At 63.8% G+C, this 24,076-nt stretch carries 23 protein-coding genes; 19 read left to right on the top strand and 4 right to left on the bottom strand.

The annotated features are described in order from the left end of the window. Positions 1 to 104 precede the first annotated feature (104 nt). The 9 genes from rpsA to cysM all read left to right on the top strand — a co-directional run bounded on the left by rpsA (position 105) and on the right by cysM (position 9,199). Positions 105 to 1,838, top strand: coding sequence for a 30S ribosomal protein S1 (gene rpsA / locus OKW40_RS11465; protein WP_008921410.1), 1,734 nt, complete (start codon positions 105 to 107; stop codon positions 1,836 to 1,838). Between the two features lie 21 nt (positions 1,839 to 1,859). Next, complete coding sequence (locus tag OKW40_RS11460) at positions 1,860 to 2,183, top strand: integration host factor subunit beta (protein WP_006050255.1); 324 nt, start codon at positions 1,860 to 1,862, stop codon at positions 2,181 to 2,183. A gap of 298 nt (positions 2,184 to 2,481) precedes the next feature. Continuing rightward, a complete protein-coding gene (locus OKW40_RS11455) occupies positions 2,482 to 2,775 on the top strand; it encodes a LapA family protein (protein ID WP_184027701.1) in 294 nt (97 codons plus the stop codon). A 69-nt stretch (positions 2,776 to 2,844) separates the two neighbouring features. Beyond that, a complete protein-coding gene (gene lapB / locus OKW40_RS11450) occupies positions 2,845 to 4,020 on the top strand; it encodes a lipopolysaccharide assembly protein LapB (protein ID WP_429489759.1) in 1,176 nt (391 codons plus the stop codon). 126 nt (positions 4,021 to 4,146) lie between these two features. Further along, a complete protein-coding gene (locus tag OKW40_RS11445; RefSeq protein WP_429489757.1) occupies positions 4,147 to 5,550 on the top strand; it encodes a UDP-glucose dehydrogenase family protein in 1,404 nt (467 codons plus the stop codon). Continuing rightward, complete coding sequence (gene rfaE1 / locus OKW40_RS11440; RefSeq protein ID WP_429489756.1) at positions 5,516 to 6,523, top strand: D-glycero-beta-D-manno-heptose-7-phosphate kinase; 1,008 nt, start codon at positions 5,516 to 5,518, stop codon at positions 6,521 to 6,523. Before OKW40_RS11445 ends, rfaE1 begins: the two co-directional genes overlap by 35 nt. A gap of 85 nt (positions 6,524 to 6,608) precedes the next feature. Next, on the top strand, positions 6,609 to 7,601 hold the full coding sequence (gene rfaD, locus OKW40_RS11435) for an ADP-glyceromanno-heptose 6-epimerase (RefSeq protein ID WP_429489754.1): 993 nt from the start codon (positions 6,609 to 6,611) through the stop codon (positions 7,599 to 7,601). Positions 7,602 to 7,679: 78 nt separating this feature from the next. Then, positions 7,680 to 8,054, top strand: a complete 375-nt coding sequence (locus tag OKW40_RS11430; RefSeq protein ID WP_090805416.1) for a ComEA family DNA-binding protein — start codon at positions 7,680 to 7,682, stop codon at positions 8,052 to 8,054. 242 nt (positions 8,055 to 8,296) lie between these two features. After that, entirely contained in the window at positions 8,297 to 9,199 is a 903-nt protein-coding gene (gene cysM, locus OKW40_RS11425) for a cysteine synthase CysM (protein ID WP_429489752.1), read from the top strand. Positions 9,200 to 9,311: 112 nt separating this feature from the next. Here cysM and mltB read toward each other — a convergent pair whose 3' ends face one another. Next, complete coding sequence (gene mltB / locus OKW40_RS11420; RefSeq protein ID WP_429489750.1) at positions 9,312 to 10,490, bottom strand: lytic murein transglycosylase B; 1,179 nt, start codon at positions 10,488 to 10,490, stop codon at positions 9,312 to 9,314. Between the two features lie 334 nt (positions 10,491 to 10,824). On the opposite strand from mltB, the gene OKW40_RS11415 reads away from it, so the two are divergent. Both OKW40_RS11415 and OKW40_RS11410 read left to right on the top strand, forming a co-directional pair. Beyond that, positions 10,825 to 11,748 carry a histone deacetylase family protein gene (locus OKW40_RS11415; RefSeq protein ID WP_090801305.1) on the top strand — a complete coding sequence of 308 codons (924 nt, stop codon included), beginning with the start codon at positions 10,825 to 10,827 and terminating at the stop codon, positions 11,746 to 11,748. A gap of 79 nt (positions 11,749 to 11,827) precedes the next feature. Continuing rightward, positions 11,828 to 12,637: an enoyl-CoA hydratase gene (locus tag OKW40_RS11410; RefSeq protein ID WP_429489748.1), complete on the top strand. Its 810-nt coding sequence runs from the start codon at positions 11,828 to 11,830 to the stop codon at positions 12,635 to 12,637. Between the two features lie 27 nt (positions 12,638 to 12,664). On the opposite strand, the gene OKW40_RS11405 is transcribed toward OKW40_RS11410, so the two are convergent. Beyond that, on the bottom strand, positions 12,665 to 13,570 hold the full coding sequence (locus tag OKW40_RS11405; RefSeq protein ID WP_187617116.1) for an alpha/beta hydrolase: 906 nt from the start codon (positions 13,568 to 13,570) through the stop codon (positions 12,665 to 12,667). A gap of 239 nt (positions 13,571 to 13,809) precedes the next feature. Between OKW40_RS11405 and OKW40_RS11400 the strand changes: the two genes are divergently transcribed. From OKW40_RS11400 to OKW40_RS11375, 6 genes are all read left to right on the top strand, one after another. Continuing rightward, positions 13,810 to 14,844, top strand: coding sequence for a methionine ABC transporter ATP-binding protein (locus OKW40_RS11400; RefSeq protein WP_090801299.1), 1,035 nt, complete (start codon positions 13,810 to 13,812; stop codon positions 14,842 to 14,844). After that, a complete protein-coding gene (locus tag OKW40_RS11395; protein ID WP_184061353.1) occupies positions 14,834 to 15,487 on the top strand; it encodes a methionine ABC transporter permease in 654 nt (217 codons plus the stop codon). The genes OKW40_RS11400 and OKW40_RS11395 overlap by 11 nt, the downstream gene beginning before the upstream one ends. 48 nt (positions 15,488 to 15,535) lie before the next feature. Then, entirely contained in the window at positions 15,536 to 16,333 is a 798-nt protein-coding gene (locus tag OKW40_RS11390) for a MetQ/NlpA family ABC transporter substrate-binding protein (RefSeq protein WP_429404853.1), read from the top strand. A 235-nt stretch (positions 16,334 to 16,568) separates the two neighbouring features. Next, on the top strand, positions 16,569 to 17,318 hold the full coding sequence (locus OKW40_RS11385; protein ID WP_184061355.1) for an electron transfer flavoprotein subunit beta/FixA family protein: 750 nt from the start codon (positions 16,569 to 16,571) through the stop codon (positions 17,316 to 17,318). A gap of 13 nt (positions 17,319 to 17,331) precedes the next feature. Further along, positions 17,332 to 18,279 (top strand): electron transfer flavoprotein subunit alpha/FixB family protein, encoded by a 948-nt coding sequence (locus tag OKW40_RS11380; RefSeq protein WP_429489747.1) that lies wholly within the window; start codon positions 17,332 to 17,334, stop codon positions 18,277 to 18,279. Positions 18,280 to 18,377: 98 nt separating this feature from the next. Next, the gene (locus OKW40_RS11375) at positions 18,378 to 20,168 is read left to right on the top strand and encodes an acyl-CoA dehydrogenase (RefSeq protein ID WP_429489745.1); all 1,791 of its coding nucleotides are present in this window, start codon (positions 18,378 to 18,380) and stop codon (positions 20,166 to 20,168) included. Between the two features lie 139 nt (positions 20,169 to 20,307). Here OKW40_RS11375 and OKW40_RS11370 read toward each other — a convergent pair whose 3' ends face one another. Continuing rightward, positions 20,308 to 21,594 (bottom strand): D-amino acid dehydrogenase, encoded by a 1,287-nt coding sequence (locus OKW40_RS11370; protein WP_429489743.1) that lies wholly within the window; start codon positions 21,592 to 21,594, stop codon positions 20,308 to 20,310. 179 nt (positions 21,595 to 21,773) lie between these two features. Here OKW40_RS11370 and OKW40_RS11365 point away from each other — a divergent pair, with 179 nt between their 5' ends. Together OKW40_RS11365 and OKW40_RS11360 are read left to right on the top strand one after the other, a co-directional pair. Continuing rightward, positions 21,774 to 22,262 (top strand): Lrp/AsnC ligand binding domain-containing protein, encoded by a 489-nt coding sequence (locus tag OKW40_RS11365; protein ID WP_090801287.1) that lies wholly within the window; start codon positions 21,774 to 21,776, stop codon positions 22,260 to 22,262. Positions 22,263 to 22,407: 145 nt separating this feature from the next. Next, the gene (locus OKW40_RS11360) at positions 22,408 to 23,559 is read left to right on the top strand and encodes a PA0069 family radical SAM protein (RefSeq protein ID WP_429489741.1); all 1,152 of its coding nucleotides are present in this window, start codon (positions 22,408 to 22,410) and stop codon (positions 23,557 to 23,559) included. A gap of 35 nt (positions 23,560 to 23,594) precedes the next feature. On the opposite strand, the gene OKW40_RS11355 is transcribed toward OKW40_RS11360, so the two are convergent. After that, positions 23,595 to 24,062, bottom strand: a complete 468-nt coding sequence (locus OKW40_RS11355; RefSeq protein WP_187612412.1) for an NINE protein — start codon at positions 24,060 to 24,062, stop codon at positions 23,595 to 23,597. Positions 24,063 to 24,076 lie beyond the last annotated feature (14 nt).

The following is a 24,076-nucleotide window of genomic DNA, read 5'->3' as shown; positions in this document are numbered from 1 at the left end:
CGATGGTCGCGAAGCGTTGTTTTTTTAACCCTTTAACCCCGCGTGGCGTTCGCGTATTTGCCGCAGTTGCTGACCAGTCCGGTGAGCCAGGCGTTGCGAAGACCATGCAAACTCTGATTTTTATGTCCGACCTGCAAACCTCTACCCCGAATACCGAATCTTTTGCGGCTCTGTTCGAAGAGTCGCTGACCAAGCAGGACATGCGCGCTGGCGAAGTGATCTCCGCGGAAGTCGTGCGTGTCGACCACAACTTCGTGGTCGTGAATGCTGGTCTGAAGTCCGAAGCCTACATCCCGCTCGAAGAGTTCCTGAACGACGCGGGCGAGGTAGAAGTGCAGGCGGGCGACTTCGTTTCCGTCGCGATCGACGCGCTGGAAAACGGCTATGGCGACACCATCCTGTCGCGTGACAAGGCGAAGCGTCTGGCTTCGTGGCTGTCGCTGGAAAAGGCGCTGGACAACAACGAACTCGTAACCGGCACGATCACGGGCAAGGTCAAGGGCGGTATGACCGTGATGGTCAACGGCATCCGCGCGTTCCTGCCGGGTTCGCTAGTTGATACGCGTCCGGTCAAGGACACCACCCCGTACGAAGGCAAGACGCTCGAATTCCGCGTCATCAAGCTCGACCGCAAGCGTAACAACGTCGTGCTGTCGCGCCGCGCTGTCATCGAGGCAACGCAAGGCGAAGAGCGCGCGAAGCTGCTCGAAACGCTGAAGGAAGGCGCGATCGTCGAAGGCGTGGTCAAGAACATCACCGACTACGGCGCGTTCGTGGACCTCGGCGGTATCGACGGCCTGCTGCACATCACGGACATCGCATGGCGTCGTGTGCGTCACCCGAGCGAAGTTCTGTCGGTTGGCCAGGAAGTCACCGCGAAGATCCTCAAGTTCGACCAGGAAAAGAACCGCGTTTCGCTCGGTATCAAGCAACTGGGCGACGATCCGTGGGAAGGCATCTCGCGCCGTTACCCGTCGGGCACGCGTCTGTTCGGTAAGGTCACCAACATCACCGACTACGGCGCATTCGTCGAAGTGGAATCGGGCATCGAAGGCCTCGTCCACGTGTCGGAAATGGACTGGACCAACAAGAACGTTGCTCCGTCGAAGGTTGTCCAATTGGGCGACGAAGTCGAAGTCATGGTTCTCGAAATCGACGAAGACCGCCGTCGTATCAGCCTCGGCATGAAGCAGTGCAAGCCGAACCCGTGGGACGACTTCAGCCGCAACTTCAAGAAGGGCGACAAGATCAGCGGCGCCATCAAGTCGATCACCGACTTCGGCGTGTTCATCGGTCTGCCGGGCGGCATCGACGGTCTGGTTCACCTGTCGGATCTGTCGTGGAGCGAAACCGGCGAGGAAGCCGTTCGCAAGTACAAGAAGGGCGACGAAGTGGAAGCGATCGTTCTCGGCATCGACGTCGAGAAGGAACGTATTTCGCTGGGTATCAAGCAGCTCGAAGGCGACCCGTTCAGCAACTACGTTGCAATGAACGACAAGGGTTCGGTCGTCGACGGTACTGTCAAGTCGGTGGACGCGAAGGGTGCTGTGGTCCAGCTGTCGGGTGAAGTCGAAGGCTACCTGCGTGCTTCGGAAATCGCCCAGGACCGCGTGGAAGATGCTCGCAACGTGCTGAAGGAAGGCGACAAGGTCAACGCGATGATCATCAACATCGATCGCAAGTCGCGTGGCATCAACCTGTCGATCAAGGCGAAGGATTCGGCTGAGCAGCAGGAAGCCATCCGCGGTCTCGCTGCTTCGGATTCGAGCGCAGCCGCTACCGGCACGACGAACCTCGGCGCGCTGCTGAAGGCCAAGCTCGACGGCCAGAACCAGTAAGCCTGAGAGGTCTGCTGCAGTATGACCAAATCGGAATTGGTCGCCCAGCTGGCTACGCGGTTTCCGCAACTTGTTCTCAAGGATGCGGATTTCGCGGTGAAGACGATGCTCGATGCGATGTCGGAGGCACTTGCCAAAGGTCATCGCATCGAAATTCGAGGCTTCGGCAGTTTCGGGCTCAACCGCCGTCCCTCCCGCGTTGGACGCAATCCGAAGTCGGGCGAGAAGGTGCTGGTACCTGAGAAGTACGTACCGCACTTCAAGCCAGGCAAGGAATTGCGCGAGCGGGTGGATCGTCGCGCGGGCGAGCCGCTGAAGGCCGAAGAGCCGGATGACGACCTTTAATGACTCCGCTGTGCGTCTTGCAGCGTGGCATAGCTAGCGTCAGCGGCCAAAGCCAGTCGGCAAAAGACCAGGAAAAGCGCCTTCGGGCGCTTTTTTTTCGTCCATCGTTTGAGAAGAGGGCGCTTCCCGGTGCGGCCTTTGCATTTCGCGAATCACCCGTCAGTGCGCCATCCCGCCACTTGCTGTCCGGCCCCGAGGTCATCCATTACAATACGGGTCACTTCGGCGCGGGCAACACCTTGGCGCGACGCGTCATCGAGCCGGCGTCACCCCGCAACTGCCGTCAAGAGATCTATTCATGAAATTTATCGTCTGGCTGATCCGTGTGCTGGTGTTCGTGCTGCTGCTGGTGCTGGCGCTCTCCAACACGCAACCCGCTACGCTGAATTTCCTCGCCGGCTACGTCTGGTCGGCGCCTCTGATTCTGATCGGTCTCGCGTTTTTCGTGATCGGCTTGCTCGCGGGGCTCGTGTCGGCGGTGCCGGCCGTCGTACGTCTGCGCATGGAGAATGGCCGGCTCAGGCGCGAGTTGCGCGTGGCGCGCGAAACTCCAGCCGTCGTCGAGCAGCCGCCGATGCCGCCGCTGATCTGAACTCCGTTGCGCCGCGCGCTCTGAGCGCGGCTTTTCGTTTTCGCTTTCCCGCACATTTGCATTAATCGCATGGATCTAGACTTCTGGTGGCTGCTGGTCATACCCGTCGCATTCGCGTTCGGCTGGATGGCGGCGCGCTACGACCTCAAGACGCTGCTGTCCGAAAGCGCGAACCTGCCGCGGTCCTATTTTCGCGGCCTGAACTTCCTGCTCAACGAGCAGCCCGACCAGGCGATCGACGCATTCATCGAGGTCGTCAAGCTCGATCCTGAAACGGTCGAATTGCATTTCGCGCTCGGCAATCTGTTCCGCCGGCGCGGCGAAACGGATCGAGCGATCCGCGTGCATCAAAATCTGCTGAGCCGCGCGGACCTGCCTGTCAGTGAGCGCGATCACGCGCTGTACGAACTCGGCCAGGACTTCCTGAAAGCGGGTCTGCTCGACCGTGCCGAGGAAACCTTCCGCTCGCTGCAGGCGGGCGATTACGCACTCGGCGCTCAACGCGCGCTGTTGACGATCTACGAGATCGAGAAGGACTGGGTCAAGTCGATCGATACCGCGCGACATCTCGAAACGATGGGCGCACCGTCGCTCGAGAAGGAAATCGCGCAGTTCCATTGCGAACTTGCTCAGGAAGCGCTGCAGCAGAAGAAACCGGACGAAGCGCGTCATCAGCTCGGTCTCGCGCTGAAGGCGAACCCGACCAACGTGCGCGCGACAATCCTGTTCGGCGACGTCGACGCGGCCGGCGGCGCGTCCGAAGCGGCGATCGGTCAATGGCGCGGCGTCGAGGAGCAGAACCCCGCGTATCTGCCGCTCGTCGCCGAGAAAATCATGAAGGCGTATGAAGCGCTCGGCCGCGCGCAGGAGGGCGCCGATCTGCTGACCACGTGGGTCGACCATCATCCGAGCAACGATCTGCTCGACGTCGCGTATCAGCACGTCGCGTTGCTGCGCGGCGCCGATGCCGCGCATGCGCTCGCGCGCACGCAGATGCAGAAGTCGCCGAATCTGGCCGGCATGACGCGTCTGCTCGAAGCGCAGCAGGCCGTCGCCGAAGAGCCGCGGCGCAGCGAGCTCGAACTGATGCACACACTGATCCGCCAGCGCACCAAGAATCTGCCACGCTATACGTGCCAGAACTGTGGTTTCCGGGCGCGGCTTTTCTACTGGCAGTGCCCCGGATGCAGCGGTTGGGAAACCTATGCACCGCGCCGCGTCGAGCCGATTACCGCGCCGAGTTGACGCCGCACGGGCGGCTTTGGCCGCGTCGGCGTTCATTGCGACGCGACCGCTCCGCGAATTTCGCAACGAGTTTATCGCCGGCCTCATGAGCGGCATTCATTACCGGAACCTTCCACCGGAAAGCGTATGAAAATCACCATTATCGGCACCGGCTATGTGGGCCTTGTCACCGGCGCGTGTCTCGCCGAGATCGGCAATGACGTCTTCTGTCTCGACGTCGATCAGCGCAAGATCGACATCCTCAACAAAGGCGGCGTGCCGATTCACGAACCGGGCTTGCAGGAGATGATCGCCCGCACGCGCGCGGCTGGCCGCATCACGTTCTCGACCGATGTCGCCGCGAGCGTCGCGCACGGCGACGTGCAGTTCATCGCGGTCGGCACGCCGCCCGACGAAGACGGCTCCGCCGATCTGCAATATGTGCTCGAGGCCGCGCGCAACATCGGCCGCACGATGAATGGTTTCAAGGTGATCGTCGACAAATCGACGGTGCCGGTCGGCACCGCGCAGCGCGTGCGCGTGGTGATCAATGAAGAGCTCGCGAAACGCGGGCTCGCCGGCAGCGCGCAGCATCGCTTCTCGGTCGTGTCGAATCCCGAGTTCCTGAAAGAAGGTGCGGCCGTCGACGACTTCATGCGCCCCGACCGTATCGTGATCGGTATCGACGAAGACGAACCGGGCGTGCGGGCGCGCGAAATGATGAAGCGTCTGTACGCGCCGTTCAACCGCAATCACGAACGCACGCTGTACATGGACGTTCGCTCAGCCGAGTTCACCAAGTACGCGGCCAACGCGATGCTCGCGACGCGCATCTCGTTCATGAACGAGATGTCGAATCTCGCGGACAAGGTCGGCGCCGACATCGAAGCGGTGCGCCGCGGCATCGGTTCCGATCCGCGCATCGGCTATCACTTCCTGTATGCGGGCTGCGGCTATGGCGGCTCGTGCTTCCCGAAGGACGTGCAGGCGTTGATTCGCACCGCGAGCGAGAGCGGCCACAACCTGCGGATTCTCGAGGCGGTCGAGGAAGTGAACTACCAGCAGAAGGACGTGCTCGTGAACAAGATCACCGCGAAGCTCGGCGAGGATTTGAGCGGCCGCGCGTTCGCGGTGTGGGGTCTCGCGTTCAAGCCGAATACCGACGACATGCGCGAGGCGCCGAGCCGTCGCGTGATCGGCGAGTTGCTTGCGCGCGGCGCGAACGTGCGTGCGTACGATCCGGTCGCCGTGACCGAGGCGCGTCGCGTATTCGCGATGGATCTGCACGCTGCGCCGGAGCAGCTGGCACGTCTCACGTTCACGAGCACTCAGGACGAAACGCTGATCGGCGCCGACGCGCTCGTGATCGTGACCGAATGGAAGGAGTTCAAGAGTCCTGATTTCGTGCATCTGAAATCGGTGCTGAAGACACCGCTGATTTTCGACGGCCGCAACCTGTACGAACCGGACGCGATGACCGAGCTCGGTATCGACTACCACGCCATTGGACGCCCCTATGCCCAACCCTCTGAACTTCGGGTCGATGCCTGAGGCCATGCCCGCGGCGCCCGCGTCCACGACGGCGCAGAAGCTCACGGTCGTGCCGCGCGCGCAGCTCAACGCGGCGCGCGTGCTGGTGGTCGGCGACGTGATGCTCGACCGATACTGGTTCGGCGACGTCAACCGCATTTCTCCGGAGGCGCCCGTGCCGGTCGTGCACGTGCAGCGCCAGGAAGATCGGCTGGGCGGCGCGGCGAACGTCGCGCGCAACGCGGTCGCGCTCAGCGCGCAGGCGGGTCTTTTGTGCGTGGTCGGTCATGACGAGCCCGGCGAGCGTATCGTGCAGCTGCTCGGCGAAAGCGGCGTCACGCCGCATCTGGAACGCGATCCGGCCTTGCTGACGACGATCAAGCTGCGCGTGCTGTCGCGTCAGCAACAGTTGCTGCGCGTCGATTTCGAAAACTCGCCGGCACACGAGGTGCTGCTCGCGGGCCTCGCGCGTTTCGACGAGCTGCTGCCATCGTACGACGTGATCCTGATGTCCGACTACGCGAAGGGCGGCCTCACGCACGTCACGCAAATGATCGCGAAGGCGCACGCGGCCGGCAAACCGGTGCTCGTCGATCCGAAGGGCGACGACTGGGAGCGCTATCGCGGGGCGACGCTGATCACGCCGAATCGCGCGGAATTGCGCGAGGTCGTCGGACAGTGGAAGTCCGAGGAAGATCTGATCGCGCGCGTCACGAAGCTGCGCGCCGAGCTCCAGTTCAAGGCGCTGCTGCTGACGCGCTCGGAGGAGGGCATGACGCTGTTCTCCGACGATGGCATCCTGCACGCGTCGGCCGTTGCGCGCGAAGTGTATGATGTGTCGGGCGCGGGCGACACCGTGATCGCGACACTCGCCGCGATGCTCGGCGCGGGTCTTTCGCTCGTCGACGCGGTCGGACTCGCGAATCGCGCGGCCGGCATCGTGGTCGGCAAACTGGGCACCGCCACCGTCGACTACGACGAACTCTTTTCCTGATGCAGCCCGCGGGGCGCCGTCCTCCGACGGACCAGCGGACCCCGCGCGGCGTTGACTGAACGAAGCTCACTACCGCAGGATCACCATGACCGTCATCGTCACCGGCGCGGCCGGTTTTATCGGCAGCAATCTCGTGAAGGCGCTCAACGAGCGCGGCGAACAGCGCGTCATCGCCGTCGATAACCTCACGCGTGCGGACAAGTTCAGGAATCTGGTCGACTGCGAAATCGACGACTATCTCGACAAAACCGAATTCGTCGAGCGCTTCAGGCGCGGCGACTTCGGCAAGGTGCGCGCGATATTCCACGAAGGCGCCTGCTCGGACACGATGGAAACCGACGGCCGCTACATGATGGACAACAACTACCGCTATAGCCGCGACGTGCTGGACATCTGCCTCGCGCAGAACGTCCAGTTCCTGTACGCGTCGTCGGCGGCGACGTATGGCGGCTCGAGCCGCTTCGTCGAGGAGCGCGAGGTCGAGCAGCCGCTGAACGTGTACGGCTATTCGAAGTTCCTGTTCGATCAGGTGATTCGCCGCGTGCTGCCCACCGCGAAGAGCCAGATCGTGGGCTTCCGTTATTTCAACGTCTACGGTCCGCGCGAAACGCACAAGGCGCGCATGGCGTCGGTCGCGTTTCACAACTTCAACCAGTTCCGCGCCGAGGGCAAGGTCAAGCTGTTCGGCGAGTACAACGGCTATGCGGCCGGCGAGCAGACGCGCGATTTCATCTCGGTCGAAGACGTCGTCAAGGTCAACCTGTTCTTCTTCGATCATCCGGAGAAGTCAGGCATTTTCAATCTCGGCACCGGCCGCGCGCAGCCGTTCAACGATATCGCGAGCACCGTGGTCAACACGCTGCGCGCGCTGAACAACGAGCCGGCGCTGTCGCTCGCGGATCAGGTGCAACGCGGGCTGATCGAATACATTCCGTTCCCCGACGCGCTGCGCGGCAAGTACCAGTGCTTCACGCAGGCCGATCAGTCGAAACTGCGCACGGCCGGCTACGACGAGCCGTTTCTGAGCGTGCAGGAAGGTGTCGATCGTTACGTGCGTTGGCTGTTCGGCCAGGTGTGATTCATACGTCATCCTCTTTAAACTGGAATCTCCTGGCCGGTGATGGTCGCCGGCCAGTGGCAACAGGGAGATTCCAATATGTTTCGAAAAGTACTGGTTACCGCGGCGATGCTCGCCGCTTTCGGCCACGCATATGCGGCGGTCGACGTCAACACGGCTAACGAAGACGCGCTGCGCGGCATCAAGGGCATCGGTCCGGCAAAAGCCAAAGCGATTGTCGAGGAACGTAATGCGCACGGCCCGTTCAAGGACGCGGCGGATTTCGGCAAGCGCGTCAAGGGCATGGGCGGGCACACCATCGAGCGCCTGCAGGCGGAGGGTCTCGCTGTCGGACCGGCTGGCGCGGCTGCTAGCACGCAGGTTGCGGCAGCTGCGGCGGGCAAGGAGCCGGCCGCTACGGCCGCGTCCGCCGCCACGCAGAAGGGCGCCGCCGCAGTGGCGGTGAAGAAGTAAGCGGCCGCGAGCCTTGCGCGTGCCATGCTGACGAGCGGCTTGCGGCGCGCAGGGTTCGCGAACGTTCCATTGCATCGATTGGTACACACGTGTTCCCGCGGCTCGCAGCCGCGGGCTTTTTTTTTGCGTAGCAACACCATGCATCCATGCGGGCAGAAGGGCTGCAGGGCAGCGGCCGGAGATCGTGGTTTAGAATCGATGGATTGAAGACACTCTTTCGCGCATCGATCGCTAGACCCCATATGGCATACCAAACGATTGAAGACACGGTCGGCAATACGCCGCTCGTACAACTCGTCCGGCTTCCCGACGACGAGATCCGTAGCCGCAACAATGTGATCCTCGCGAAGCTCGAGGGCAACAATCCTGCGGGGTCGGTGAAAGACCGGCCGGCGTTGTCCATGATCAAGAAGGCCGAAGCGCGCGGACGCATCAAGCCGGGCGACACGCTGATCGAATCGACGAGCGGCAACACCGGCATTGCGCTCGCGATGGCCGCCGCAGTCCGCGGCTACAAGATGGTGCTGATCATGCCGGAAGATCTGTCGGTCGAGCGCCGCCAGAGCATGGCCGCTTACGGCGCGGAAATCATCCTGACGCCTGTCAAAGGCGGCATGGAGTACGCGCGCGATCTCGCCGAGCAGATGCAGCGCGAAGGCAAGGGCATCATCCTCGATCAGTTCGCGAACCCGGACAATCCGGCCTCGCACATCGAAGGCACGGGCCCGGAAATCTGGCGCGACACGGAAGGGCGCATCACGCACTTCGTGTCGTCGATGGGCACGACCGGCACGATCATGGGCGTGTCGACGTATCTGAAAATGCAGAACCAGCAGATCGAAATCATCGGCGCGCAGCCGGAAGAGGGCTCGCGTATTCCGGGTATTCGCAAATGGCCGGAAGCGTATCTGCCGAAAATCTTCGACCGCAGCCGCGTCGACCGCGTGGAGAACGTCAGCCAATCCGCGGCCGAGGCGATGGCGCGCCGCCTGGCGTCGGTCGAAGGCATCTTCGCGGGCATTTCGTCGGGCGGCGCGTGCGAAGTCGCGCTACGCATCGCGCGTCAGGTCGAGAACGCGACGATCGTGTTCATCGTCTGCGATCGCGGCGACCGTTATCTGTCCACGGGGGTATTTCCAGCGTAAGCGGGTCGCTGGGCGCCTTCGCGGGCACACGAGCTAATGAAAAGCGCCGGTCGAGCCGGCGCTTTTTTTGCGTCTTTCAACGCGAGGCGCCCGCGGCGACTCGCGGCGTGACTCACTGCGAATCAGAGTTCGACTGATCCGCCTGGCCTTGCGACGCGCTGCCGTTGTTGGCCGCTTTTGCGGCATTCGCCGCGTCGATCGCTTGCATCTGCGCCTTGACCTTCTGACCCAGTTGATACACCGCGAGCGCATAGAAGAAGCTGCGGTTGTAGCGCGTGAGCACGTAGAAATTCTTCAGGCCGAGCACGAACTCGGTGCCGCGTCCCGGTGTCGGCAGATCGACCACCGTGACGGGGGTGCCCGCTTCGGAAGCAATGTCGACGTTCGGCTCGTTCAGCACGAGGCCGGCACGCAGCAACTGGTCGAGCGGCCAGTGCGGCTCCGGCTGCCCATTGGCCGCGGCCTGCGCGACACCGAGGCTGCCCGCGTCCGAGCCGATTCGCCATACCACCGGCCGCCCGCTTTCCCAGCCGTTCTGGCGCAGATAATTCGCGACGCTGCCGATCGCATCCGCATCGCTCGTGCGCAGATCGATGCGCTTGTCGCCTTCGTAGTCGACCGCGTATTGGACGATGCTGCTCGGCAGGAACTGCGGAATGCCGATCGCGCCGGTGTACGAGCCGAGCACCGTGTTCGGGTCGATCTGCGCGTCGCGCGTCCACACCAGGTAGTCTTCGAGATTCTTGCGGAAGGTCGCCTGGCGGTCCGCGCGATTCGCGGTGTTCGGATAATCGAAGCTCAGCGTGGTCAGCGCATCGAGCACGCGGAAATTACCCATGTAGCGACCGTAGATCGTCTCGACGCCGATGATGCCGACGATCATCTCCGGCGGCACGCCGAACTCCTGATACGCGCGCTGCAGCGTGGCCCGGTTCTCGCGCCAGAACTGCACGCCGGCATTGACGCGCACCGGGTCGAGGAAGCGCGCCTGATACGAGCGCCAGTTCTTGACCGACGGCGTCGGTGACGGGGTGACCAGCTTCACCGCGGTCGCCGAGTAGCTGACGCCGGTGAACAGCGCGTGCAGCGACGCTTCGTCGAAATCGTAGCGCGCGACCATCTCGTTGATGAACGCATCGACGTTCGCGTTGTGCGCATAGCGCTGCGGAATGATCTCTTCCTCGAACGTCTGTCCTTGCGGTACCGGCTGCTGCGGCTGGCTCTGCGCGAGTTGCACCGGTGCTTTCCTTGTGGCGTTTTGCGCGCTCGCGGGACTTGCTGCGATGAACATGCACGATGCGACGATCAGTGAGGCGGCGAGGGTGCCGAGGCGAAGACGGTTGCGTGGGGATCCTGCGGACAGAGCAAGCTTGACGGTCATGGTGAGCAGTGAGCGCGATGCGTGAAAGGCTGGAAGCAGTCGGAAAGCTGCAGGAACGAAACGGCGAATAACGGGTCGGGGAAGTATATCCGACGACTCCCGCAAAACCGTGCTGAATCGGCGACAGCGGCGTCGTGTGGTAACTTGACGGATGGAGGCGCGCGGGGGCGCGCGCCGCTCGACGGAGACACGCCGCGCGCGCAGTTCATGCGTCGCGCCGTAGAAGAGACGCACAACACGAACTATGGCAACAGGCTTCTATTCCCACCCCGACTGTCTGCTGCACGACATGGGGCAGTGGCACCCCGAGTGTCCCGCGCGCCTGCAGGCGATCGAGGATCAACTGATCGCAAGCCGCATCGACGCGCTGATCGAGCGCGAATCGCCGCCGCTCGTCGACGAGGCCGCGCTGCTGCGAGTGCACACGCAGGCGCACGTCGACTACATCCGCGGTCGCTCGCCCGTCGAGGGCGTCGCCGAGATCGATCCCGACACGACGATGAATCCGCACACGTGGCAGGCCGCGTTGCGCGCGGCGGGCGCGGCGGTCGCCGCCACCGACGCGGTGATCGAAGGCCGCTACGACAACGCGTTCTGCAGCGTGCGGCCGCCGGGCCATCACGCGGAGCCGGCGCGTGCGATGGGCTTCTGCTTTTTCAACAACATCGCGATCGCCGCGCGCCACGCGCTCGACGTGCATGGTCTCGCGCGCGTCGCCATCATCGACTTCGACGTGCATCACGGCAACGGCACAGAGGCCGCGTTCTCGGGCGACCCGCGCGTGCTGATGTGCAGTATCTTCCAGCATCCGTTCTATCCGTTCACGGGCGCCGACAACCAGGCGTCCAACATGTGCAACGTGCCGATGCCGGCGCGTTCGAACGGCATGGCCGTGCGCGAAGCGGTCGATATGCTGTGGTTGCCGCGCCTGCACGAATTCAGGCCGGAGATGCTGTTCATCTCGGCCGGCTTCGACGCGCATCGCGAGGACGACCTCGGCAACATGGGCCTCGTCGAAGACGATTACGCGTGGATCACCGACCAGATGCGCGAGATCGCGCGGCGTTATGCGCGTGGGCGCATCGTCAGTTGTCTCGAGGGCGGCTACAACCTGTCGGCGCTCGGGCGCAGCGTGGTCGCGCACGTGCGGTCGCTGGCGGAGATCTGAGGTTGCCCGACTGCACGCGGCGACAGTGGCTCGAAAGCCAGTGAGCGAAAATCGACATTCACGTACCGAGGAGCGAGCCATGAACGCCAGTCCCGCCAGCACCGGCGACGCGTCGCTGGTCACGATCGAACACGACGCATATCGCGTAGCGGGCGTCGTGCGCGTGACGATGAACCGGCCCGATGCGTTCAACGCGCTGTCCGAAGCGTTGCTCGACGGACTGCAGCAGACGCTGACCGGGATCGCGAAGACCGATGCCCGCGTGGTCGTGATCGCCGGCGCTGGCCGCGCGTTCTGCGCGGGGCACGACCTGAAGGAAATGCGCGCGGCGCCATCGCTTGTTTATTACCAGCAACTGTTCGCGCGCTGCACGAAGCTGATGCTGACGATCCAGCGCATGCCGCAGCCGGTGATCGCGCGCGTGCATGGCATCGCGACCGCCGCCGGCTGCCAGCTGGTCGCAATGTGCGATCTCGCGGTCGCCGCCGATACCGCGCGCTTCGCCGTATCGGGCGTGAACCTCGGATTGTTCTGCGCGACACCGTCGGTGCCGCTGTCGCGCAACCTGTCGCGCAAGGCCGCGCTCGAAATGCTGCTGACCGGCGATTTCATCGACGCCGCCGAAGCGCGCAAGCAGGGGCTCGTGAACCGCGTCGCCCCAGCCGATGCGCTCGACGACGAAGTCGCGCGGCTCGCCGCGAGCATCTGCGCGAAGCCGGTCGAAGCTGTCAGCGCGGGCAAGGGCCTGTTCTACCGGCAGCTCGAAATGGGTATCGAAGCCGCGTACCAGCTCGCGGGGCAGACGATGGCCTGCAACATGATGGACGACTCGGCGCTCGAAGGCGTGCAGGCTTTCATCGACAAACGCGCGCCGGAGTGGAAGCGCTAGTCGACGGCCAGCAAGCGCCGCGTCTTGTCAACTCGGTCCCACCGCCCGCCTTTCGATCCACTCGACCAACGCCTCGATCACCCGATCGCGATCGAGGTCGTTCATCGTCTCGTGGTAGCTACCCTCGTGCAGCGTGAGCGTCTTGTCCGGCGAGCCCGCGTGCTCGCCGAATGCGCGGCTGCCGTCGGGCTCGGTCACTTTGTCGTCGGTGCCATGAAACACGAGCAGCGGCATGCGCAGCCTCGCGCGTCCGCGTTCGATGCGCGCCATCGCGAGCAGCAGCTCGGCGCCCGTGCGCGCCGGAATCGCGTCGTGATGCACGAGCGGATCGTTGAGGTTGGCTTTGACCACCGGCTGAAGGCGCGAGAGCAGCGCAGGGTCGATCTTCATCGCCGGGAAGGTTGGGTAGACGCGGCTGATCACCTGGCTTAGCGCGAGCATCCACTTCGGCACGTCGCGGCCCGGCGCGAGCGCGGGGCTCGACAGGATCAGGCCGGCGAGGCGCCGCCCGCTCGCGTCGAGGCGCTCTATCGCATACAGCGCCGCCACCGCGCCACCCATGCTGTGACCCATCAGGAATAACGGCGCACAGCTTTGCGCGGCGGCGTCGAGCAGCGCCTGCGCATCGAGCAGGTAGTCGTCGAAGCGTTTCACATAGGCGCGCTTGCCGGGCGCGTGGCCGTGGCCGCGCAGATCGATCGCGACGAGCTCGATGCCCGCCGCGTTGAGCCGGCCCGCAACGGCGGCGTAACGGCCGGCGTGTTCGGCGAGGCCGTGCAGCAGCGCGACCGTCGCGCGTATGGGACCGTTCGGCCGCCAGCGATACAGCGGCAACTCGATGCCATCGCCGGTCGTCACCGACCCGCGCTGCGGCACATCTTTATTGAGACTGCCGGCGCTCGCGCGCACGGTGTGGCTCGGAGAAGTCTGCATGGCGGCGGCCTGTGCTGAGGAAGGGTGGCTCGATCATAGTCGTCGCGGCGCGAAGCGCGTGAGCTTCGTGCATAAGGTGCGGCTCTAATGCCCGCAGGTTATGAAAAGATCGAAATTGATTATTAAAGGGCATGTCGTCGCTGCGGTAGAATGACGACCTCAAATCCCAATAAAAGAAACGGCGGCCGCTTGTCGGGAGCACCATGCTCGCCGGCAGCCTCCGCCGTTTTCGTTTGTCCATGATCGAAATACGCAATGTTTCCCAGCGGTTTGCCGGGCCCCGGGGGTGGGTCGAGGCGCTGCACAACGTCAATCTGACGATTCCGGCGGGCGAGGTGTTCGGCATCATCGGCCGCAGCGGCGCGGGCAAGAGCACGCTCGTGCGCACGATCAACCTGCTGACGCGCCCATCCGAGGGCAACATCCTCGTCAACGGCCGCGATCTGACGACGCTGCCCGCCGCGCAACTGCGCGACGCGCGTCGCGAGATCGGCATGATCTTCCAGCACTTCAATCTGTTGTCGTCGCGCACCGTGTACGAGAACGTCGCGCTGCCGCTCGAACTGGCCGGCCTGAAGCGCGACGAGATCGAGGCGAACGTGCTGCCGCTGCTCGAGCTCGTCGGTCTGTCGGCGCAGAAGGACCGCTATCCGGCGCAGATCAGCGGCGGGCAGAAGCAGCGCGTGGGCATCGCGCGCGCGCTCGCGAGCAAGCCGAAGGTGCTGCTGTCGGACGAGGCGACCTCCGCGCTCGACCCCGAAACCACCCGCGCGATCCTCGATCTGCTCAAGCGCATCAACCGCGAACTGAACCTGACGATCGTGCTGATCACTCACCAGATGGACGTGATCAAGCAGGTCTGCGATCGCGTCGCGGTGCTCGACGCGGGCCGCGTCGTCGAAGAGGGCAAGGTGATCGACGTGTTCCTGCAGCCGCACCACGAAGTCACGCGCGCGCTGATCGGCGACGTGATCGCGCAGGAGCTGCCGCCCGCCATGAAGGCGCGCGTCGCGCAGCGGTTGAAGACCGGCAGCGGCCATCTGCTGCGCCTCGCGTTCACCGGTTCGGGCGTCGATCAGCCGATCCTGTCGGAGACGATTCGCCGCTACGAGCTCGACTTCAACATCCTGCACGGCCAGATCGACGAAATCCAGGGGCAGGCATTCGGCTCGCTCGCGGTACTCGCGGGCGGCGATCCGGCCAAGGTCGCGCAGGCGATCACGTTTCTGCGCGAGCAGGGTGTCGTTGTGGAGGAGCTCTCGCATGTTGAGTGAAATGTTCGATATGTTCGTCCAGTCGTTCTGGGAGACGCTCATCATGGTGGGCATCTCCGGACTGATTGGCGCTGTGGTCGGCGTGCCGCTCGGCGTGCTGCTGTATTTGACCAACCGCCAGGGCGTGCTCGAAAACGTCGCGTTGAATCGCGTGATGGGCGTGATCGTCAACGCGGTGCGCTCGACGCCGTTCATCATCCTGCTGGTCGCGGTGATTCCGTTTACGCGACTGGTCGTCGGTTCGTCAATCGGCACCGCGGCCGCGATCGTGCCGCTGACGATCGCTGCGGCGCCGTTCATCGCGCGTCTGGTCGAAACGGCGCTGCGCGAGGTCGATCGCGGGCTCATCGAGGCGGCCCAGGCGATGGGCGCGACCACCAGCCAGATCGTCTTCAAGGTGCTGTTGCCGGAATCGCTGCCGGGAGTGGTCGCCGGGTTGACGATCACGTTCGTGTCGCTGGTCGGCTATTCGGCGATGGCCGGCGCGATCGGCGGCGGCGGTCTTGGCGACCTCGGCATCCGCTACGGCTATCAGCGCTTCCTGCCAGAAGTGATGCTCGCGGTCGTGCTGATACTGATCGTGTTCGTGCAACTGGTGCAGTCGTTTGGGGATTGGCTCGTGCGTCGTCTGAGCCACAAATAAACAAGGGCGTTCGGAAGCCCGCTAATAAAGATTCGGAAAAGGTCGATCATGCAACGTCGCTTCATTCTCAAGCTGGCCGCCGCATTCGGCGCGGCAACGCTCTTCGCCACCACCGCGGCGCATGCCGAAGACACGATCAAGGTTGGTGTCACCGGCGGCCCGCACGCGCAGATCATGGACGTCGTGAAGATGGTCGCGGCGAAGAACGGCCTGAACATCAGGATCGTCGAATTCTCCGACTACGTGCAGCCGAACGCGGCGCTCGCGGGCGGCGATCTGGACGCGAACAGCTACCAGCACGACCCGTACCTGCAGGCGCAGGTGAAGGATCGCGGCTACAAGCTGATCCGTATCGCCGATACGGTCACGTACCCGATGGGTATCTACTCGAAGAAGGTGAAGTCGCTCGCCGAACTGCAGCCGGGCGCGAAGATCGCCGTGCCGAACGACCCGACCAACGGCGGCCGCGCGCTGCTGTTGCTGCAGAAGCAGGGCTTGCTGAAGCTGCGCGCCGAGGCGGGCCTGAAGGCGACGCCGCTCGACATCGTCGACAATCCGAAGAAACTAAAGATCGTCGAGCTTGACGCGGCGCAGATTCCGCGTTCGCTGGGCGATGTCGATGCCGCCGCGATCAACACCAACTTCGCGATGGAAGCGGGCCTCAAGCCAACGCAGGACGCTATCGCGATCGAGGACCGGAAAGGTCCCTACGTGAACGTGATCGCGATTCGCGAAGCGGACAAGAACAAGCCGTGGGTCGCGAAGCTCGTCGCGGCGTACCACTCGCCGGAAGTGAAGCAGTTCGTCGACAGCAAATTCGGCGGCTCGGTAATCACCTCCTGGTGATGCAACGCCCGCGGACCTCGCAGAACACGACGGCAATGCGAAATTAGAGGTCTGAGTCGGAACCCGGGGTTGTCTCCCGGGTTTTTTGGAGATTAAAATAGAACGATCGTTCGATATTGCCGTTACGCCGCTGAGGAGCGATATCCTCCCGCAAAGCGCCCGCGACACGGCTGTCATGAGGGCAGTCGCTATAATGTTCATCGGGTTGACGTATTCGTAACTTTGGAGCGTGTGCATGAAAATTCTGGTGCCAGTGAAAAGAGTGGTCGACTACAACGTGAAGGTCCGCGTGAAATCGGACGGTACGGGCGTCGATATCGCGAACGTGAAAATGTCGATGAACCCGTTCGACGAAATCGCGGTTGAAGAAGCGGTGCGTCTGAAGGAAGCGGGCGTCGCGACCGAAGTGATCGCCGTGTCGGCCGGTGTTGCGCAGGCGCAGGAAACGCTGCGCACCGCGCTCGCCATCGGCGCGGATCGCGCGATCCTGATCGAATCGAACGAAGACCTGCAGCCGCTCGCCGTCGCGAAGCTGCTCAAGGCGCTCGTCGACAGGGAGCAGCCGCAACTGGTGATCCTCGGCAAGCAGGCCATCGACGACGACTCCAACCAGACCGGCCAGATGCTCGCCGCGCTCGCGAATCTGCCGCAGGCGACGTTCGCGTCGAAGCTTGTCGTGGCGGACGGCAAGGCGACGGTGTCGCGTGAAGTGGACGGCGGCGCGGAAACACTGTCGCTGACGCTGCCGGCCGTGGTCACGACCGATCTGCGCCTGAACGAGCCGCGTTACGTAACGCTGCCGAACATCATGAAGGCGAAGAAAAAGCCGCTGGAAACGCTCAAGCCCGAAGACCTCGGCGTCGATGTCACGCCGCGTCTGAAGACGCTGAAAGTCGCCGAGCCGCCGAAGCGTTCCGCCGGTGTGAAGGTGCCGGACGTGAAGACGCTGGTCGAGAAGCTGAAGACCGAAGCGAAGGTGCTGTGAGGAGACCCGAGAAATGACGAACCTGGTAATTGCAGAACACGACAATGCGTCGATCAAGGCCGCGACGCTGAACACGATCGCAGCGGCACAGAAGATCGGCGGTGATATTCACGTGCTGGTCGCGGGACATAACGCGCAGGGCGCGGCCGATGCGGCCGCGAAGATCGCTGGTGTCAGCAAGGTGCTGCTCGCCGATGCGCCGCAACTGGCCGCAGGCCTCGCGGAAAACGTCGAAGCGACGGTGCTGACGCTTGTGCAAGATGCGGCGAAGCACTACACGCACATCCTCGCGCCGGCTACCGCCTACGGCAAGAACATCGCGCCGCGTATCGCCGCGAAGCTCGACGTCGCGCAGATCAGCGACATCACGGCAGTGGATAGCGCCGACACGTTCGAGCGTCCTATCTACGCGGGCAACGCAATCGCGATCGTGCAATCGGCTGATCCGATCAAGGTCATCACCGTGCGCTCAACCGGTTTTGATGCCGTCGCGGCCGAAGGCGGCAGCGCAGCGGTCGAGAGGATCGAAGCGGCAGCCGACGCAGGCCTCTCGCAGTTCGTGAGCCGCGAAGTGACGAAGCTCGATCGTCCGGAACTGACGAGCGCGAAGATCATCGTGTCGGGTGGCCGTGGTCTGGGCAATGGCGAGAACTACATGAAGGTGCTGGAACCGCTGGCCGACAAGCTCGGCGCGGCACTGGGCGCATCGCGTGCGGCGGTCGACGCGGGGTTCGTGCCGAACGATTATCAGGTCGGTCAGACCGGCAAGATCGTCGCGCCGCAACTGTACGTCGCGGTCGGCATCTCGGGGGCGATCCAGCACCTCGCCGGCATGAAGGACTCGAAAGTCATCGTCGCGATCAACAAGGACGAAGAAGCGCCGATTTTCAGCGTGGCCGATTACGGCCTGGTTGGCGATCTGTTCACCCTCGTGCCGGAACTCGTGAGCGAACTCGGCTAAGCGCCGCGGCGCCTGAAAGAGGCCGCCGAAAGCAAGCGAAGGGCGCAGGACCGACCAAGTCCCGCGCCCTTTTTTCATATCAAGGGAGGAGAACCGAAATGAGCTATACGGCGCCCATCAAGGACATGCTGTTCGTGATGAAAGAACTGGCCGGACTCGAAGACATCGCGAAGCTGCCCGGCTTCGAGGACGCGAACCTCGACACCGCGCGGGCCGTGCTCGACGAGTCGGCGAAACTATGCGGTGAAGTGCTCGCGCCGCTGAACGTCGACGGCGATCGCAATCCGAGCAGCTGGAAGGATGGAGTCGTCACTGCGACGCCGGGTTTCAGGGAAGCCTTCCGCCAGTTTGCCGAAGGCGGTTGGCAGGGCGTGCAACATCCGCTCGACTACGAAGGCCAGGGCCTGCCGAAGCTGATCGCGACGCCTTGCATCGAAATGCTCAACGCGTCGAACCTCTCTTTTGCACTGTGTCCGTTGCTGACCGACGGCGCCATCGAAGCGCTGCTAACCGCTGGCAGCGAAGCGCAAAAACAGACCTATGTGCCCAAGCTGATTTCCGGCGAATGGACCGGTACGATGAACCTGACCGAACCGCAGGCCGGCTCCGATCTCGCGCTCGTACGCACGGGCGCCGAGCCGCAGGGCGACGGTTCGTTCAAGCTGTTCGGCACGAAGATTTTCATCACGTGGGGCGAGCACGACATGGCGAAGAACATCGTGCATCTGGTGCTCGCACGTACGCCGAACGCGCCCGATGGCGTGAAAGGCATTTCGCTGTTTCTTGTGCCGAAGTTTCTCGTCAACGAAGACGGTTCGCTCGGTGAGCGCAACGACGTGCATTGCGTGTCGATCGAGCACAAGCTCGGCATCAAGGCGAGCCCGACCGCGGTGCTGCAGTTCGGCGATCACGGCGGCGCGCTCGGTCAGCTGATCGGCGAAGAGAATCGTGGCCTCGAATACATGTTCATCATGATGAACGCCGCCCGTTTCGCGGTCGGCATGCAAGGTGTCGCGATCTCGGATCGCGCATATCAGAAGGCGGTCGCGTATGCGAAAGAGCGCGTGCAGAGCCGTCCCGTGGACGGCTCCGCGAAGCAGTCGGTCGCGATCATCCAGCACCCGGACGTGCGCCGCATGCTGTCGACGATGCGCAGCCTCACCGAGGCGTCGCGCGCGCTCGCCTACGTCGCGGCCTCGCACTGCGATATCGCGCATCGTCATCCGGACGATGCGACGCGCGCGAAGCATCAGGCGATCTACGAATACCTCGTGCCGATCGTGAAGGGCTGGAGCACGGAGCTGTCGATCGACGTGACGAGCCTCGGCGTGCAGGTGCATGGCGGCATGGGCTTCATCGAGGAAACCGGCGCTGCCCAGTACTACCGCGACGCGCGCATTCTACCGATTTACGAAGGCACGACCGCGATCCAGGCCAACGACCTGATCGGTCGCAAGACGCTGCGCGACGGCGGCAAGGTCGCGAAGGAACTGCTCGCTGGCGTCGCCGAAACGGTTGAAGCGCTTGGTGCGCAGCAGGGCGCGGCGTTCGCATCGATGCGCACACAGCTCGCGCAGGGCCAGCGCGCGCTGGGCGCAGTCGTCGATTTCGTCGTCGCCAATGCGAAGGGCGATCCGAATGCGGTGTTCGCGGGCAGCGTGCCGTATCTGAAGCTCGCGGGCATCGTGCTGGGCGGCTGGCAGATGGCGCGTGCGCAGCTTGCCGCGGCGACGAAGCGCGACGAGGACCGAGCGTTTCATGACGCGAAGATCGCGACCGCGCGGTTCTACGCCGAGCATATGCTGCCGCAGGCGGCGGCGCTCGAAGTGGCGATCGTCAGCGCGAAGGGGGGCGAGGGCGTGCTGGCTTTGTCGGAAGACCAGTTCTGAGCATGCCTCGATGCCGGCCGCGATCGCGGCAGCACATTGAAATGCAAACGGCGCCCCGCGAGGCGCCGTTTGTTTGTCCGGCTGCTGTTTGTTGCGGCCTGCGCCGCCGCCAGGGCCGCGTCAGCGCACGCACTCAAACTCACGCATACGCCGGCCGATGCTCGCCCGCGGTCTCGCCGAGATAGCGATGCACCGACAGATCGTCCGCGCGAATCGCGGGCTGCTTGCCCGACATCAAGTCTGCGAGCAGTTGGCCCGAGCCGCACGACATCGTCCAGCCAAGCGTGCCGTGGCCGGTGTTCAGGAACAGGTTCGGAACCGGCGTGCGGCCGACGATCGGCGTGCCGTCCGGCGTCATCGGCCGCAGACCGCTCCAGAACGTCGCCTTCGACGTGTCGCCGCCGCCCGGGAACAGGTCATTCACAGAAAGCTCGAGCGTCTCGCGGCGCGCCTGGCGCAGCGATTTGTCGAAGCCGACGATCTCGGCCATCCCGCCGACGCGAATCCGGTCATCGAAGCGCGTGATCGCGATCTTGTAGGTCTCATCGAGCACGGTCGACACCGGCGCGGCAGCCGCGTCGACGATCGGCGCAGTGATCGAATAGCCCTTCAGCGGATAGACCGGAAGCTTCACTATGCCATCGAGGAAGCGCGTCGAATACGAGCCCAGCGCGACCACGAACGAATCCGCGCGCACGAGTTCGCTGCCGCACTGCACGCCGGCGATGCGGCCGCCCGCCATCGCGAGCGCGTCGATCGACGTGTTGTAGCGGAACTTGACGCCCAGTTCCTCGGCGAGCGCCGCGAGGCGCGTCGTGAACATCTGGCAGTCGCCGGTTTCGTCGCCGGGCAGGCGCAGGCCGCCGGCGAGCTTGTGCGACACCGCGGCGAGGGCTGGTTCGGCCTTGGCGAGTTCGTCGGCCGTCAGCAGCTCGTATGGCACGTTGGCTTCCTGCAGCACGGCGATGTCTTTCGCGGCGCCGTCGAACTGCTGTTGCGTGCGAAATACCTGCAGCGTGCCGCCGGTGCGGCCTTCGTACTCGATGCCGGTGTCGGCGCGCAACGCCTGCAGGCAGTCGCGGCTGTATTCGGCCAGCCGCACCATACGGCCCTTGTTCACCGCATAGCGCGGCGCCGTGCAGTTCTGCAGCATCTGCCACATCCATTGCAGTTGGAACGCGGTGCCGTCGACGCGAATCGCTAGCGGCGCGTGCTTCTGGAACATCCACTTGACGGCCTTCAGCGGCACGCCCGGGGCGGCCCACGGCGAAGCGTAGCCCGGCGAGATCTGGCCCGCGTTGGCGAAACTGGTTTCGAGCGCAGGGCCGGCTTCGCGATCGATAACGGTCACTTCGTGACCGGCGCGCGCGAGGTAATACGCGCTCGTCACGCCGACGACGCCACTGCCCAAAACGACGACTCGCATAGCTGCTCCAGATATCCAAAAATTGAGTGAGGGCAAGGCGCTCGTCGGAGGTTCGATCTGATTCGATTCGGCGAGCTGCAATGTGAGGTGAAATGCCGTTTGCCCAGTGTTAACCGCTATACTATTAACAGTGAGACAGGTTTTGTTATCGTATTTTCATCATTTTTAGAAAAAACACCATGCGTACCCAGCGCCAGCCCGTGCGGGCTCTCGACAAGCTCGATCACAAGATCCTGCGGCTCCTGCAGCAGGACGGTCGTATGGCGATGAAGGACCTGGCGGAGCAGGTCGGTCTGTCGGTGACGCCGTGCATCGAGCGCGTCAAGCGGATGGAGCGCGACGGCGTGATCACCGGCTACTACGCCCGCGTGAACCCGGCCGAGCTGGGCGCGGCGCTGCTCGTGTTCGTCGAGATCACGCTCGATCACAAGAGTGGCAACATGTTCGATCTGTTCCGGCGCGAGGTGCAGAAGATCCCCGAGGTGCTCGAGTGCCACCTCGTGTCGGGCGATTTCGACTATCTGATCAAGGCGCGCATCGGCGAAATGGCCGATTACCGGAAGTTGCTCGGCGATATCCTGCTGCAACTGCCGGGCGCGGTGCAGTCGAAGAGCTATGTGGTGATGGAGGAAATCAAGGAGACGCTGACGATCGCGGTGGGCGAGTAGGTGCCGGTTCACTGACGGGGTTGGACGCGCATCAAGCGACCAACGAAGTGCTCGACAAACGGCGTAAATACTGTATATTTATACAGGTGTTTTGCGCCGCTTTCCTTTGGCGCTTCCTGTTTGCGTTTGCTTTGCGTGGCCCGCCGTGGATGACCCCGACACCCCTGACATTCCCGAATTTCCGATCGCGCCGCCGGCGCCTCGCAAGGGGCGCGGCGCGGTCACGAACCTGCAAGGCCGCTACGAAGTCGACCGGCGCGAAGCCGTCCACGACGGCTGGCAGACGGCCGACGAAGACGGGGAGCCGAAGGTCCTGCGCACGCAGGTGTTCGAGGAGCGCGCAAAAACCATCCTCACACGCAATGCGTCGCCGGACATTCCGTTCAATGTGTCGCTGAATCCTTACCGGGGCTGCGAACACGGCTGCATCTATTGCTTCGCGCGGCCCACGCACAGCTACCTGGGCTTGTCGCCCGGGCTCGATTTCGAAAGCCGCATCTACGCGAAGATCAACGCGCCCGAACTGCTCGAGCGGGAACTGTCGAAGAAATCCTATGTACCCGAGCCGATCGCGCTCGGCGTCGCCACCGATGCATGGCAGCCGGCCGAACGTGACTTGCGTCTTACGCGTCGTGTGGTCGAGGTGCTCAACGAGCGCAACCACCCGTTCGCGGCGATCACCAAATCATCGCTGATCGAGCGCGACATCGACCTGCTTGCGCCGATGGCCGGGCGCGGGCAATTCATGGCGGCGATCACCATCACCACGCTGGACGCCGACATCGCGCGCACGCTCGAACCGCGCGCGGCCACGCCGTCGCGCCGGCTGCGCACGATCCGTACGCTCAGCGAGGCGGGCATTCCGGTCGGCGTCAGCATCGCGCCGGTGATCCCGTTCGTCACCGAACCGGATATGGAGCGCGTGCTCGAAGCATGCGCCGAAGCGGGCGCCAGCAATGCGAGCTATATCGTGCTGCGGCTGCCGTGGGAGGTCGCGCCGCTGTTCAAGGATTGGCTGGGCGCACATTTCCCGGATCGGGCCGAGCGCGTGATGAGCCGTGTGCGCGACATGCGAGGCGGCAAGGATTACGATTCTTCGTTCTCGACCCGCATGAAGGGAGAGGGCTTATGGGCGGATCTGCTCAGGCAGCGCTTTCACAAGGCCGTGCGCCGGTTAGGGTTGAACGGGCGCGACCGCGGCATTCTCGACATGTCGCATTTCCGCCGGATCGAGCCGCCGCGCGCCGAGCAGGTGAGCGCACCGGCGCGCGACAATCCGCAACTGAGGCTTTTCTAGCGCGCAGGAACGTCTGCGGGTCCCGCCACGGGGCATTACTGCGAAATCGCTTTGGCCGCTTCGACCTGACTTTCGAAGTAGGTCTGGAACGCGAGCGCGAGACCGGTCATCAGCAGAAACGCACCGATCAGCAGCGAAAAGATCACGACGAAAATGACCGTCCAGCCGGAGCGGCTTTTGCGTTGCGTGTGGGTGTTGAATTGCGCATCCCATTTCTGATCAGGACGCAGCCCGTAGACGAGCGCCGCCAGAAACGCGGCAAACAGCGAAACCGCGCCGAACGGCGCGAGCACCCAGCCCAGGATCGACGCGCGCTCGGTCGCGACCAGCAGCATCACGCCGGGAATGCCGATCAGCGTGCCGAGTAGATGCGCCCAGCCGTAGATGTCTCGGGTGCCGTACAGATAGAAGCGGTGGGCGCCGAGGCTGCCGAACAGGAACGCCAACGCGGCGGTGAGCGTCTTGGATCTGAAGCGCGGGGAAGTCGAGGCAGCGGTGGGCATGAACGCGTGGGCAG

Origin of the sequence: Paraburkholderia sp. RAU6.4a, assembly GCF_050435625.1 — a bacterium.
In the GTDB taxonomy this organism is placed as follows: Bacteria; Pseudomonadota; Gammaproteobacteria; order Burkholderiales; family Burkholderiaceae; genus Paraburkholderia; species Paraburkholderia tuberum.
Note: the sequence above shows the minus strand (reverse complement) of the source record. Positions and strands in the feature narration are given on the sequence as shown.

Coding starts and splice junctions, on each gene's coding strand:
- rpsA (WP_008921410.1), top strand. CDS start 105: ATGCAAACTCTGATTTTTATGTCCGACCTGCAAACCTCTACCCCGAAT.
- OKW40_RS11460 (WP_006050255.1), top strand. CDS start 1,860: ATGACCAAATCGGAATTGGTCGCCCAGCTGGCTACGCGGTTTCCGCAA.
- OKW40_RS11455 (WP_184027701.1), top strand. CDS start 2,482: ATGAAATTTATCGTCTGGCTGATCCGTGTGCTGGTGTTCGTGCTGCTG.
- lapB (WP_429489759.1), top strand. CDS start 2,845: ATGGATCTAGACTTCTGGTGGCTGCTGGTCATACCCGTCGCATTCGCG.
- OKW40_RS11445 (WP_429489757.1), top strand. CDS start 4,147: ATGAAAATCACCATTATCGGCACCGGCTATGTGGGCCTTGTCACCGGC.
- rfaE1 (WP_429489756.1), top strand. CDS start 5,516: ATGCCCAACCCTCTGAACTTCGGGTCGATGCCTGAGGCCATGCCCGCG.
- rfaD (WP_429489754.1), top strand. CDS start 6,609: ATGACCGTCATCGTCACCGGCGCGGCCGGTTTTATCGGCAGCAATCTC.
- OKW40_RS11430 (WP_090805416.1), top strand. CDS start 7,680: ATGTTTCGAAAAGTACTGGTTACCGCGGCGATGCTCGCCGCTTTCGGC.
- cysM (WP_429489752.1), top strand. CDS start 8,297: ATGGCATACCAAACGATTGAAGACACGGTCGGCAATACGCCGCTCGTA.
- mltB (WP_429489750.1), bottom strand. CDS start 10,490: ATGTTCATCGCAGCAAGTCCCGCGAGCGCGCAAAACGCCACAAGGAAA.
- OKW40_RS11415 (WP_090801305.1), top strand. CDS start 10,825: ATGGCAACAGGCTTCTATTCCCACCCCGACTGTCTGCTGCACGACATG.
- OKW40_RS11410 (WP_429489748.1), top strand. CDS start 11,828: ATGAACGCCAGTCCCGCCAGCACCGGCGACGCGTCGCTGGTCACGATC.
- OKW40_RS11405 (WP_187617116.1), bottom strand. CDS start 13,570: ATGCAGACTTCTCCGAGCCACACCGTGCGCGCGAGCGCCGGCAGTCTC.
- OKW40_RS11400 (WP_090801299.1), top strand. CDS start 13,810: ATGATCGAAATACGCAATGTTTCCCAGCGGTTTGCCGGGCCCCGGGGG.
- OKW40_RS11395 (WP_184061353.1), top strand. CDS start 14,834: ATGTTGAGTGAAATGTTCGATATGTTCGTCCAGTCGTTCTGGGAGACG.
- OKW40_RS11390 (WP_429404853.1), top strand. CDS start 15,536: ATGCAACGTCGCTTCATTCTCAAGCTGGCCGCCGCATTCGGCGCGGCA.
- OKW40_RS11385 (WP_184061355.1), top strand. CDS start 16,569: ATGAAAATTCTGGTGCCAGTGAAAAGAGTGGTCGACTACAACGTGAAG.
- OKW40_RS11380 (WP_429489747.1), top strand. CDS start 17,332: ATGACGAACCTGGTAATTGCAGAACACGACAATGCGTCGATCAAGGCC.
- OKW40_RS11375 (WP_429489745.1), top strand. CDS start 18,378: ATGAGCTATACGGCGCCCATCAAGGACATGCTGTTCGTGATGAAAGAA.
- OKW40_RS11370 (WP_429489743.1), bottom strand. CDS start 21,594: ATGCGAGTCGTCGTTTTGGGCAGTGGCGTCGTCGGCGTGACGAGCGCG.
- OKW40_RS11365 (WP_090801287.1), top strand. CDS start 21,774: ATGCGTACCCAGCGCCAGCCCGTGCGGGCTCTCGACAAGCTCGATCAC.
- OKW40_RS11355 (WP_187612412.1), bottom strand. CDS start 24,062: ATGCCCACCGCTGCCTCGACTTCCCCGCGCTTCAGATCCAAGACGCTC.